An 11,942-nucleotide genomic window follows, 5' to 3' on the forward strand; every position below is an offset into this window, starting at 1 on the left:
TATTATAGCAAACATGTTTCAATGTTACTTATTTGCTTAAACTAATAAAGATATGAGAATTAGAAATTTCATTATACCGGTAGCCTTAGCAGTTGCTGCATCGGCATGTACATCATCAGAGAAAAAAGATAAGGATGGAGACACAGTGATCAATGGCGATACGCTGGCAACCCCTGTTGCCGGTGAGGCTGCTTCCATGTGTTTCGTTCGTACCGAGGGAGCTAAGGATCAGGATACTACCAGCGTAGAACTTGTGGTAAAAGATGATAAAGTTACCGGCCAGATGTATTGGCATCCTTTTGAGAAGGACAGCCGTAAGGGCGATCTAAGCGGAACGTTAAAAGGGGATACCGTTAATGCTGTTTGGACATTTATGCAGGAAGGGATGAAGGATACTCTTGCCTTGCAATTTTTAATGAAAGGCAATACCTTGCTACAGAAACCGCTCAAGTTAAATACAAAAACCGGGCGCGAACAAACTGATAATAATGCAGGTTACACAGTAAGCTACAAGCCAACTGTTGATCTTAAAAAGAAATAAGGCACAGGCAATATTAAGGATAGATTATGGAGTTTCGCTGTCATGTTCATTATGCTTGCGGGGCTTCATTTCTGAATCTATTAACTCCTTTTCAAATTTTTTTTCGTCGGTAGCATTTCTGCGTATCATCCAGCCTACCAATATCAGCAACAATATTAAAACCGGTAGCAGCCACCAATAGTTAATTGCAGTTTCCATAATAATATGCGCTGAAAATAGGCAGTTACATTTACTTGAAAATTACTAAAATGTTAATTTTTAATGTGTTGATCCTGATAATTAACTTACTGACCTAAGTACGTTTTTATTTGCGTTTCGGCCAATGTTACCAGCTCATCAACAGGCTGCCCGTTAGGTTCAATTGGTTTAAGCACTTCAATGGTAACATTAGTGAACGTGTTGAGTGGGTAAACACCATATCTAACTATTTGCCATGAATTATTAATCACTATTGGTACCAACAACGCATTAGGACACTTTTTTAAAATAGTTGCTATTCCGGCTGATTGAAACTTACGCATTGTGCCGTCGGCAGAGCGGGTGCCTTCCGGAAAAATTACTGTTGACCAGGTATTGTCTTTCATCCGTTGCCCTAACTTCATTAGTTCGGTGATGGACTGGCGCTGGTCTTTACGGTCAATGTTAGCGCCACCGCCAACCTTTAAGTTGTAAGATATGGAGGGGATATTTTTTGTGAGCTCAATTTTTGATATAAACTTTGCGTGGTATTTACGCAGGTGCCATATAAGCGGTGGTATATCTAACAGGCTTTGATGATTGGCTAAAAAAATGATAGAACGACCTTCGGGTAAGTTTTGCTTGTTGATAAACGTAACGGAGTCAAACAAAAAATAAATGGTAGATGTAAGGCAAAAATTTAATATATCAACCGAACGTTTGTGGGCGTGGTATCCGCCAAGTTTATAGCACAGCCATTGTATAGGTTGAAAAATGCACAATACCAAAAAGAAAAGTACAATGGTTATTGGCGATAAAAAGTATCCTAAAAGTTTTTTCATGCCGTATTATGAAGCGGCTAAATTATAAATATTTAATTATTGTAGCGGTAGCGTACCTTCAAGTAACATTAGTTTGGTGCGTAAAACAGCGGCTACAGTCATTGAATCTGTTATTTTAGCATTGCACACCATATTATATACTTCATCAAAAGCAATTTTACGTGTAATCAGTTGCTCCGTATCCTCAGGTTCGGGTTCAAACTGCTCTAAGCCTGTAGCTAAATAAATGATGGCAAATTCATCGCTTACAGAATTACTGAGGTGCATGCGCTGCAATTCCGTCCAGTTTCGGGCTTTTAATCCGGTTTCTTCCAGCAATTCGCGTTTAGCAGCATCTATTGGTTCTTCGTTAAGCGGGCCACCTCCTTCGGGCATCTCCCAACTGTATTGGTTCAACACAAAGCGGTACTGGCCCACCAGATACGTGTTCATATCTGCATCTAACGGAAGCACGCCTATGGCCCTGTTTTTAAAATGCACTTTACCGTAAATACCTGGGTTGCCGGATGGATTGATAACCTGATATTCGGTTACATTGATCCATTTGTTATCGTAAACGTTTTGCTCCGAAAGGATCTGCCAGGGGTTTTCTTCAGCATTAAACATAAAAAAGGGCGGTATTTAACCGCCCTAAATTAAAAATAATATCAATTGTTATAAACCAAAGGCTGCTTTTACCTGATCTACATAATCCAGTTTTTCCCATGTAAATAGCTCTACCTCACGAGTAATTACAGAACCATCATGATGAGTGAAGTTTTTGCTTACAGTTGTGCTTGGTTTACCAAAGTGACCATATGCTGCAGTTTCGCTGTATATGGGGTTACGTAATTTAAAGCGTGTTTCAATGGCATAAGGTGTCATATTAAAAATGCCTTCCACTTTTTTAGCTATTTCACCATCATTCAAAGCAACTTTTGCGGTGCCATAAGTGTTTACGTAAATACCCATCGGCTGCGCAACACCAATAGCGTATGATACCTGTACCAATACCTCACTGCAAACCCCTGCAGCAACCAGGTTTTTAGCTATGTGGCGGGTAGCATAAGCAGCAGAACGGTCAACTTTTGAAGGATCTTTTCCTGAGAAAGCACCTCCACCATGTGCGCCTTTGCCGCCATAAGTATCCACAATAATTTTACGGCCGGTTAAGCCGGTATCGCCATGCGGACCGCCGATAACAAATTTACCAGTTGGGTTAATGTGGTATTTAATATCGTTATTGAAAAAATGCGCGTATTTAGGATACTTAGCCTTTACCCTCGGGATAAGAATATTGATCATATCCTGTTTTATTTTAGCCAACATGGTTTGCTCCTCGTCAAAATCATCGTGCTGGGTTGATATAACGATAGCATCTATACGAACAGGCTGATTGTTGTCATCATATTCCAGTGTAACTTGCGATTTCGCATCCGGACGCAAGTATTTAATCTCGCCATTTTCGCGACGTACAGCAGCCAGCTCTATCAATAAAGCATGAGCAATGTCAAGCGCTAAAGGCATGTAGTTGTCAGTCTCGCTGGTAGCGTAACCAAACATCATACCCTGGTCGCCGGCACCCTGCTCTTCTTTAGCCTGACGGTCAACACCCTGATTAATATCCGGAGATTGCTCATGTATAGCCGAAAGCACACCGCATGAGCTGCCATCAAACATATATTCGCCTTTAGTGTAACCAATTTTGTTGATCACTTCGCGGGCAATTTTTTGTACATCTAAATAAGCTTTTGATTTCACTTCACCGGCTAATACCACCTGTCCGGTAGTAACAAGGGTTTCGCAGGCTACTTTTGATTCAGGGTCGAAAGCCAGAAAGTTGTCAATTAAAGCATCTGATATCTGGTCAGCAACTTTATCCGGATGTCCTTCCGATACCGACTCTGATGTAAATAAATAAGGCATGTTATTTTTATAAAATAAAAGTACTAAAAATGATTGCTGGCTGAGTGGTTTAACAAGTTTGACCTGGGTAAAGAAGATGGTTTTAGCACTTTTTTACGTGGTTGCAATCCGGCCCTTAATAAAATAAGCGTAAGGGCAGCTAAATCAGTCCACTATCAGCGGGCCAAAAATAAAACAATTTTCACAAAGCAGAAAATACAATTACTTTTGGCAGCTTAATTAACAGGTAGTTGAAAAAGAAAGTATTATTTATTATTAATCCAATTTCTGGCGGGAAGAAAAAAGACGATGTGCCGGGGCAGATAGCCAGGTTTTTGGATAAAACGCTATTTGAAGCTACCATTATATTTACAACCGGTGTTGCCCATGCACGGCACGCTGCGGCAGAGGCTGTTGGCACATATGATGTGGTAGTAGCAGTAGGTGGAGACGGAACTGTTAATGAAACAGCCGCCGGACTGGTTGGCAGCCAGGTTGTATTGGGTATAATCCCTTGCGGATCAGGTAATGGTTTATCAAGGTTTTTGCAGATACCTATGAACATAAAGGAAGCCATACTCAACCTTAATGAAATGCGCGTTGAAGCCATTGACTCGGCGGAAGCTAACGGAATGCCTTTTTTTAATGTAGCAGGCTTAGGTTTTGACGCCCACATAGGCCATGTTTTTGCAGATGGTAAAAAGCGTGGTTTTTTAAGGTATGCAAAGTCAGCTTTAACGGAGATCTTAAATTATCAATCACATACATACTATTTAACAATTGACGGCGTTAATTATGCTCAGAAGGCATTTATTTTGAGTATTGCCAATTCATCGCAATACGGTAATAATGCACATATTTCGCCAAAGGCTTCGGTGCAGGATGGGTCGCTTGATGTTTGTATAGTAAAGCCGTTCCCACTATATCGTTTTCCTGAGTTGGTTGTGCGCATGTTTACCAAAACTGCTGATGGATCAAGCTTTGTACAGATCATAAAAGGGCAAAACATTACCGTTAAACGCGATTTTGCAGGCCCGATGCATCTGGACGGCGAACCGGTAACAATGGGAGCGTTGGTTGATATAAAAGTAAAGCCGGGCACCTTAAATGTTATAGTAGGTGATAGTTTTAACAAACCAGGTAACTGATGGCAAAAAAAATGAATGATTTTTCGGGGCTGGTTTATTCAACTGATCCGGAACTGAATATAAATAATAACGATACTGCGGAGCAGGAAACTTTAGCGGCGCGCCAACAAAACCTCAAGATCTTTTTAGATAGAAAAGGCGGAGGTAAGATGGTCACAGCAATTACCGGTTTTACAGGCACAGCTGCTGATATGGCCGAACTTGGTAAGAAGCTTAAAACCAAATGTGGGGTTGGCGGCTCGGTTAAAGATGGAGAAATATTGATACAGGGCGATTTTAGAGATAAAATATTAGCCATGTTACTTGCCGATGGATACAAGGCAAAAAAGGCGGGTGGGTAAGAAATTAGCCAATTTTTAAAAACCTGAAAAAATAATTGTATCAGAAATAATAAAATAACTATTTCTTTAGTTATATTTGTAATAGCTATTATTGCAGCGCCAATTAAACCGTTTGTATATTTTATTTGCAGGCGTACTTATAAAAAAGCTATTTAGTTTGCCAAACGATGTGCAACTAATGTGTTTATTGTTACAACATGTAACTAACAAATAAAAAAGTATACTATAACAGCATAATTACAGAAAATATGCATTGTAATGCTTGCTATTTAAAAAAATAATGGGTTTCATTGTAAAAATGTTTAATAAAAGCAATATTTTGCACCGTGGAAAAGATAACGAGCGGTGGATTTTGTACATTAAATAATTGTTAAAGAATAGCAAAACGGTTTTTTTATTTCATTAAAATTTTAATTTTGTTATCCTCAAAAAAAAAGCACATTAAATAAATTCAAAACATAAACAAAAACTAAAATCAAAACTAAAATTTAAAGTAATGGCAAACGCACCAACAAAACCAACTACTACTGTTAAACAAGAGAGCTCAAGCAAAAGCGGTATTTTTGCAAGCCTGGCTATTCCAATTTGTATTGCTGTAGCTATTTTAATCTTCATTTTTATATTAGGTGATCCAAGCCACTACAAAGGTGGTGACGTAGACGGTGAGCCAACAGACATCTTCGGAACAGTACACTCAGGTGGTTACCTTGTACCACTGGGTATGTCATACATTTTGATGGTTATCGTTTTCTCAATTGAAAGATTTATCGTAATTGGTAAAGCTTCTGGTACCGGTAACGTTGACGCTTTTGTTAGAAGAATTCAAGGTTTCCTTAATGCAGGTAACATTGATGCTGCTTCTGCAGAGTGCGATAAACAAAAAGGTTCTGTAGCTAACGTTATTAAATCTGGTTTGAAAAAATACAAAGAAATGGAGCAAGACGCTCATTTAGACTTAGACCAGAAAACTTTATCGATCCAAAAAGACATTGAAGAAGCAACAGCTTTGGAGATGCCAATGTTAGAGCAAAACTTAACTATCATTGCTACTTTGGTTTCTATCGGTACTTTAACAGGTCTATTAGGTACGGTAATCGGTATGATCAAGGCCTTCGCCGAGTTATCTGGTTCTGCAACTAATACTGCAAAATTATCACAAGCTATTTCTGAGGCACTTGTAAATACCGCTATGGGTATTACTACCTCAACTGTATCAATTGTTATGTACAACCTGTTCACTTCAAAAATCGACGGCTTAACTTACGCTATCGACGAAACCGGTTTCAGCATTGTACAAACATTTGCTGCATCTCACAAAGCAAAATAAATTTTAGTGTTTGCCTGCCTGCCCCTGTAATACAGGGGCAGCATATAAATTAATTAAGTATAAACACTAATAGTAAAGGAAATTAAATATGCCTAGAGCAAAAGTAAAAAGAAAGAGTACGGCAATTGACATGACCGCAATGTGCGACGTGGCGTTCCTGCTGCTTACCTTCTTTATATTATCGGCCAAGCCTAAAACACAGGATCCTATTCAAACAACGGTTCCTGCTGCTACAGCTGAAATTGCATTGCCAGAAAGCGATTTTGCAATGATACTTGTTGGACAAGGCAAAGCTTTTTACAGTATTGCAGGCCCCGAGCTTAAAATGGAAACATTGAAGCTGATGGGAGAAAAATACGGTCAGACTTTTACACAGGAAGAACTGGCTGCATTTGCAAACACTGAAAGTTTTGGTGTTCCGATGAATCAGTTAAAACAATTGCTTGCTTTACCGGCTGCTGAGCGTTCAAACGTTAAACAACCTGGTATACCTGTTGATACTACAGACAATAATGAACTGTTCAACTGGGTACGTCAAACACGTATAGCTGATAAAGCAGTTGCAAACGCCGAATTGAAGGTGGCTATAAAAGGTGACAGTAAAGAAGAATACCCAACTATTGCCAAAATCATTAAAACGTTGCAAAAGCAACAGGTAAACAAATTCAGTTTAATTACATCGCTTAAATCAGCGCAAAAATAAAGAGAAATGGCAGAATTAGACACCTCCGGCGGGGGTAAAGGCGACAAGAAAGTTCGAAGTAAGAAGCAGTCAACCCGTGTGGACTTAACAGCCATGGTGGATTTGGCTTTCTTATTGATCACTTTCTTCATCCTTACCACTACCCTCCAAAAACCAAAGGCAATGGACCTGGTAATGCCGGATAAAGATGAAAAAAATAATAACCAGTTGCCGGTTCCTGAGTCTCGTACTATGACAATTTTGTTAGGTTCTAATAACAAATTAGAGTGGTATATGGGCCAGCCATCAAACCCGCTTACAGCTCCGGTTGTTGAGGGTTATGGTAAAAATGGTATCCGCAAAGCTTTGATTGATAAAGCTGCAGAAGTAAAGGCAGCGTCAGGCGGCAAAGAAATGATCGTGTTGGTAAAACCAAGCGACAAGTCAACTTATGAAAACATGGTAAGCATCATGGATGAGTTGAACGTGGTAGGTAACCAATCTCGTGCTATTGTAGATATAACTCAAGCTGAAATAGGATTACTTCAGCGCGACGGTATTTATTAATAGTAATAATATAAATAACTAAAACGTTAAAAATTAAAAATCGCCAAAATGCTGGGATCTAAATTAGACATACTAAAGCAGGAATGGATCGATGTTGTTTTTACCGGACGTAACAAAGCATACGGAGCTTACGAGCTAAGAAAGTCAAACCCGCGTAACACAAATCGCGCGCTTATTTTGGGTATTGTCTTCTTCGTATTTGTTGTGTCTTTAAAAACAATCATCAACATGATTGATGGATTCATTCCCAAGGCGGACGTGAAAGTTAAAATGACCGACGTTGTTTTAACCCCACCGCCACCAGAAGAACAAAAGAAAATTCCGCCTCCGCCACCACCGGAGCCGCCAAAACCAAAAGTTGATCAGGTTAAATTCCCACCTCCGGTTGTAAAACCTGATAATGAGGTTAAAGAAGAGCCGCCTACCGTTCAGGAGCTTAAAGTTGCTGATCCGGGTCAGAATAATCAAAAAGGTGATCCGAACGCGGAGATCCGTATTGATGAGCCTGTTGGTAATGCAGACATTAAGCAGGTTACCGAGGAAGAGCCAAACAAAATATTTGTTTCGGTTGAAACTCCTCCGGGATTCCCTGGTGGTCTTGGCGCCTTTGGTAAATACCTGGAGAAAAATATTAAATATCCGGGTGTTGACAGAGAGAACAACGTACAGGGTAAAGTATTTGTGTCTTTCGTAGTAGAAAGAGATGGTAGCTTAACTGATATCAGTGCAGTACGTGGTCCGAGCCAAACCCTGAAAGATGAAGCTATACGCGTTTTGCAAAAATCGCCTAAGTGGACTCCGGGTATTCAGAACGGCCGTCCGGTACGTGTGCAATACACTGTACCAATTAACTTTACATTAGGCTCCGAGGAGTAAAATGTAATGCCAACAAGATTTGATAATAAGCAAAAATCGCTCAAAAGGCGGTTTTTGCTTATTTTAGGAGCTATAACATCTGTTGCTGTACTTGGATTTGGCTTAATGGTGATATTTTGGAAAGATATGTTGCCACAGCTGGAAGGATACAGAAGAACAGGATTTGGTGTACTTATTATTATATACGCCGCGTTAAGATTTGCAAGGTTATTAAAGAAAGATCCTGATGAGGTTTAAAAATTTTTGTTTGTTAATGCTTGGCGCTTCTGTAGCCATCAGCTGCAACAGAAAGGGCGGCGACAAACAACGCGAAACAACACAGATTGGAAAGATAACCATTGCTGCTGACGAATCTTTTGCACCCATTGTTGACGAAGAAGCCTACATTTTTGAACATTCAAATGATAGTGCCAAGGTCAATATTGTTTACGGAACAGAGAACCGTGTGCTAAGAATGTTGTTAAATGACAGCGTACGTCTTGCAATCACTTCGCGTGAGTTAACGGCAGATGAGACCAAGATCTTGGTTGATAGAACTCTGCCACCTCAAACAGACAGGTTTGCCATTGACGCAGTAACACTTATAGTAAATAATGCTTCAACAGATACGTTAATTACCTTAGGTGAGATTAAAAAAACGCTGAGCGGGCAATCTCAAACGGATGTGAACGTTGTTTTTGATAACGCTAATTCAAGTCTTGCAAGGTATTTAAAGGACTTTGCAGGCATTAAGGAATTAAAAGGGCGTAACATCTACGCGCTTAAAGACAATAAAGAGGTAATAAGATATGTTGCCTCGCACACCAACTCAATAGGCATAACCGGTTTTAGTTGGTTGAATGATCCGGATGAAGATTTTGCTGATGCTGTAAGTAAAGTGAAAATAGTTGCAGTAAAGGATGACACTAAAAAGACAGGTTACTTTAAACCATCGCAAACAACTCTCGCTCTAAATCAATATCCGCTCACCCGCAATTTATACGTAATTAATAGTACAGGTAAAATGGGTTTAGGCACAGGGTTTGCTTACTTTATTTTAAGCGACCGCGGTCAGCGGATTATTTTAAGATCGGGTATACTGCCTGATTCGATCCCCACACGGGAGATCAGTTTGAAGAAGAATTTTTAACCAGACGTAGATAATAAATTAAAAAGTAAGAAGATGAAAATGATCAATAAAATAGCTACGGCTGCAGCAGGCTTGGCGCTTGTGGGGTCATCAGTTTTTGCACAAAGTCTTTCTGATGCCAAAAAAGCAATTGATGCCGAGCAATATCAGAAAGCTAAAGCAATGCTTAAAAACCTTACGGTTACGCAGCCTACTAACGCAGAAGCGTTTTTTCAGTTAGGTTGGGTTTACCTGTCGCAAGACTATGTTGATTCAGCTAAAGCTGTATTTAATAAAGGTATCGCTGCCGATCCGAAGTCGGCACTTAATTATGTTGGTTTAGGCACAGCAGCTCATTTAGCCAATGATGCCGCAGGTACTACTTCTAACTTTAACCAGGCCTTCGGCTTAGTTAAAAAGAAAGATTCAACTCCTTTCCTTTACATAGGTAAAGGTTATTTATTAGGTGCCCAGGATGGTAAGGTATCGGCCCAGGACGCAACTGCAGCTATTGACGCTTTAAACAAAGGCAAAGCAGCAAATGAGAAAGATGCTGATATATACATTGAGTTAGGTAATGCTTACCGTTCTCAATTAAAAAGCAATGATGCTTACACTAATTACCAGCAAGCTTTAACGCTTGAGCCAAAATCTGCCATAGCTAACACTGCTATTGGTGTATTATGGAAATATGCCGACAGCTTTGAACAAGCCGACAAGCAATTTCAGGCTGCAGTTACTATAGATCCTAACTTTGGTCCGGCTTACCGTGAGTGGGCAGAAAGCGAAAACCGCGAAGCAGCTACCAACCGTAAAGTTGCAGTAGAGAAAATTAACTCGGCTGTTGCTCATTACAAAACTTATCTGAACCTTACAGACCAGTCTGACGAAACTTTATTACGTTACGCCGACTTCCTGGTACGTGCAGGTAAATGGGATGAAGTGCAAAAAATTGCTGCTAAATTAGCAAGTTCAGCAAGTACTAATGCACGTGTTTATCGCTACTTAGGCTATGCTGCTCAGGAGAACAAAGACCCTAAAGCTGCCGTTACTGCATTACAAAACTGGTTCTCTAAAGCAGATCCTAAACGTATTATTCCAAGAGATTACTTATACTTGGGTCGTGCGCAAATTGCAAGCGGACAAGATACTACAAAAGGTATAGCTACTTTGAAAAAAGCTGTAGAGGTTGATAGCACTGCTGCTGAGATGGCGTATAACGAGATCATCAACGTGCTTAAAACACGCCCTCAAAGCAAAAAATACTATAAAGACTTAGCTGATACTTACGCTGAATTTACCGGCAAAGTTAATAAGCCGTTGCTTAACGAGAATTTTTACAAAGGTTTTTACTATTACTTTGCATACGATGCAAAAGCACCTGACACAACCTTGTTAGTTAAAGCTGATTCAGCTTTATCATACGTAGCTCAAAAAGCGCCAACTGTTGCTGATGCACAATTGTACCGGGCTCGTATAGCTGAGATCAAAGATGCTGACCGTAATAACATTAAAGGTTTAGCAAAACCTTTCTATGAAAAATACATAGAAATACAGGCTCCAAAGGTTACAGCAGCTTCTGAAGCAAGGTTAAAAAATGCTTTGGTAGAAGCTTATGATTATATGGGCAACTATTATGGCTATAAAGAAAAGGATGATGTAAAAGCAACCGAGTATTTTAATAAAGCAAAAGAATTAAAGCCTGACGATGCTGTTGCTGATGCTTACTTTAAGCAAAAAGCAGGTGCAAAAAGCAAATAATTAAATAATTCTAATAAATAACAAAGGCTTCTTTCATAAAAGAAGCCTTTGTTATTTATCCGGCCTTTGTATATTTGCACCATGGAAGCTCAAAGTTTACCGGTAAATTACTTACCTATTATTTTCCAAATGCTGGTGGCGCTTGGTTTTGTTGTGTTAACTATGTTTGGCACGCACAAGTTAGGCCCTAAGCGCGTAACAGATGATAAGCTAACACCATTTGAATCTGGCATTGAGGTTGTTGGTAACGCACGTACACCTATCTCCATTAAATATTTCCTGGTAGCTATACTATTTGTACTATTTGATGTGGAGGTAATATTTATGTACCCATGGGCAGTAAATTTTAAAGACCTCGGTAAGCCGGGAATGATAGAAATGTTCATATTTATGGGCACGCTGTTAGCCGGTTTTATATACGTTATTAAAAAGAAAGCCCTTAATTGGGACTAAAAATATAAAGGGGTACTTGGCTACCCCTTTTGTTTTAATATGCATGCAGTACTGCTTTATTAAGCTGCGCCCGATCCCTCAAGTGTTACAAAATCAACGCCTATTTAGGTGTTTCGCAATATCTTGATAAATAGTATGTTAATAACCATTTGGGTGTGAGTTTCCATACTTAAAAGTTGTTGCAAGTTGTTTCATGATGATTCTTTAGAGTATTGGTATTCAGGCTGCTTTGCTT

Annotated in this window: 15 protein-coding genes; 11 read left to right on the forward strand and 4 right to left on the reverse strand. The window is 39.5% G+C overall.

Going from position 1 to position 11,942, the window contains the following annotated elements:
* The first annotated feature begins 52 nt into the window (after window positions 1-52).
* Window positions 53-541 (forward strand): hypothetical protein, encoded by a 489-nt coding sequence (locus CLV57_RS03560; RefSeq protein WP_100339970.1) that lies wholly within the window; start codon window positions 53-55, stop codon window positions 539-541.
* A gap of 24 nt (window positions 542-565) precedes the next feature.
* Here CLV57_RS03560 and CLV57_RS18480 read toward each other — a convergent pair whose 3' ends face one another.
* From CLV57_RS18480 to metK, 4 genes are all read right to left on the reverse strand, one after another.
* A complete protein-coding gene (locus CLV57_RS18480) occupies window positions 566-739 on the reverse strand; it encodes a hypothetical protein (protein ID WP_169927056.1) in 174 nt (57 codons plus the stop codon).
* An 86-nt stretch (window positions 740-825) separates the two neighbouring features.
* Window positions 826-1,560: a lysophospholipid acyltransferase family protein gene (locus tag CLV57_RS03565; protein ID WP_100339971.1), complete on the reverse strand. Its 735-nt coding sequence runs from the start codon at window positions 1,558-1,560 to the stop codon at window positions 826-828.
* Window positions 1,561-1,596: 36 nt separating this feature from the next.
* Complete coding sequence (locus CLV57_RS03570) at window positions 1,597-2,166, reverse strand: NUDIX domain-containing protein (protein WP_100339972.1); 570 nt, start codon at window positions 2,164-2,166, stop codon at window positions 1,597-1,599.
* Window positions 2,167-2,214: 48 nt separating this feature from the next.
* Complete coding sequence (gene metK / locus CLV57_RS03575; RefSeq protein WP_100339973.1) at window positions 2,215-3,465, reverse strand: methionine adenosyltransferase; 1,251 nt, start codon at window positions 3,463-3,465, stop codon at window positions 2,215-2,217.
* A 230-nt stretch (window positions 3,466-3,695) separates the two neighbouring features.
* Between metK and CLV57_RS03585 the strand changes: the two genes are divergently transcribed.
* From CLV57_RS03585 to CLV57_RS03630, 10 genes are all read left to right on the forward strand, one after another.
* On the forward strand, window positions 3,696-4,592 hold the full coding sequence (locus CLV57_RS03585) for a diacylglycerol/lipid kinase family protein (RefSeq protein ID WP_100339975.1): 897 nt from the start codon (window positions 3,696-3,698) through the stop codon (window positions 4,590-4,592).
* The gene (locus CLV57_RS03590; protein WP_100339976.1) at window positions 4,592-4,933 is read left to right on the forward strand and encodes a translation initiation factor; all 342 of its coding nucleotides are present in this window, start codon (window positions 4,592-4,594) and stop codon (window positions 4,931-4,933) included. Before CLV57_RS03585 ends, CLV57_RS03590 begins: the two co-directional genes overlap by 1 nt.
* A 496-nt stretch (window positions 4,934-5,429) precedes the next feature.
* Window positions 5,430-6,260, forward strand: coding sequence for a MotA/TolQ/ExbB proton channel family protein (locus CLV57_RS03595; RefSeq protein WP_100339977.1), 831 nt, complete (start codon window positions 5,430-5,432; stop codon window positions 6,258-6,260).
* 88 nt (window positions 6,261-6,348) lie between these two features.
* Window positions 6,349-6,963 carry a biopolymer transporter ExbD gene (locus CLV57_RS03600; protein ID WP_100339978.1) on the forward strand — a complete coding sequence of 205 codons (615 nt, stop codon included), beginning with the start codon at window positions 6,349-6,351 and terminating at the stop codon, window positions 6,961-6,963.
* Between the two features lie 6 nt (window positions 6,964-6,969).
* Complete coding sequence (locus CLV57_RS03605; protein WP_100339979.1) at window positions 6,970-7,509, forward strand: ExbD/TolR family protein; 540 nt, start codon at window positions 6,970-6,972, stop codon at window positions 7,507-7,509.
* A 48-nt stretch (window positions 7,510-7,557) separates the two neighbouring features.
* Window positions 7,558-8,385: an energy transducer TonB gene (locus tag CLV57_RS03610; RefSeq protein WP_100339980.1), complete on the forward strand. Its 828-nt coding sequence runs from the start codon at window positions 7,558-7,560 to the stop codon at window positions 8,383-8,385.
* 6 nt (window positions 8,386-8,391) lie between these two features.
* Window positions 8,392-8,622 carry a hypothetical protein gene (locus tag CLV57_RS03615; RefSeq protein WP_100339981.1) on the forward strand — a complete coding sequence of 77 codons (231 nt, stop codon included), beginning with the start codon at window positions 8,392-8,394 and terminating at the stop codon, window positions 8,620-8,622.
* Window positions 8,612-9,514, forward strand: coding sequence for a PstS family phosphate ABC transporter substrate-binding protein (locus CLV57_RS03620; RefSeq protein ID WP_100339982.1), 903 nt, complete (start codon window positions 8,612-8,614; stop codon window positions 9,512-9,514). Before CLV57_RS03615 ends, CLV57_RS03620 begins: the two co-directional genes overlap by 11 nt.
* A gap of 33 nt (window positions 9,515-9,547) precedes the next feature.
* A complete protein-coding gene (locus tag CLV57_RS03625; protein WP_100339983.1) occupies window positions 9,548-11,254 on the forward strand; it encodes a tetratricopeptide repeat protein in 1,707 nt (568 codons plus the stop codon).
* An 81-nt stretch (window positions 11,255-11,335) separates the two neighbouring features.
* On the forward strand, window positions 11,336-11,707 hold the full coding sequence (locus tag CLV57_RS03630) for an NADH-quinone oxidoreductase subunit A (RefSeq protein WP_100339984.1): 372 nt from the start codon (window positions 11,336-11,338) through the stop codon (window positions 11,705-11,707).
* Window positions 11,708-11,942: the final 235 nt, after the last annotated feature.

Source organism: Mucilaginibacter auburnensis (assembly GCF_002797815.1).
In the GTDB taxonomy this organism is placed as follows: domain Bacteria; phylum Bacteroidota; class Bacteroidia; order Sphingobacteriales; family Sphingobacteriaceae; genus Mucilaginibacter; species Mucilaginibacter auburnensis.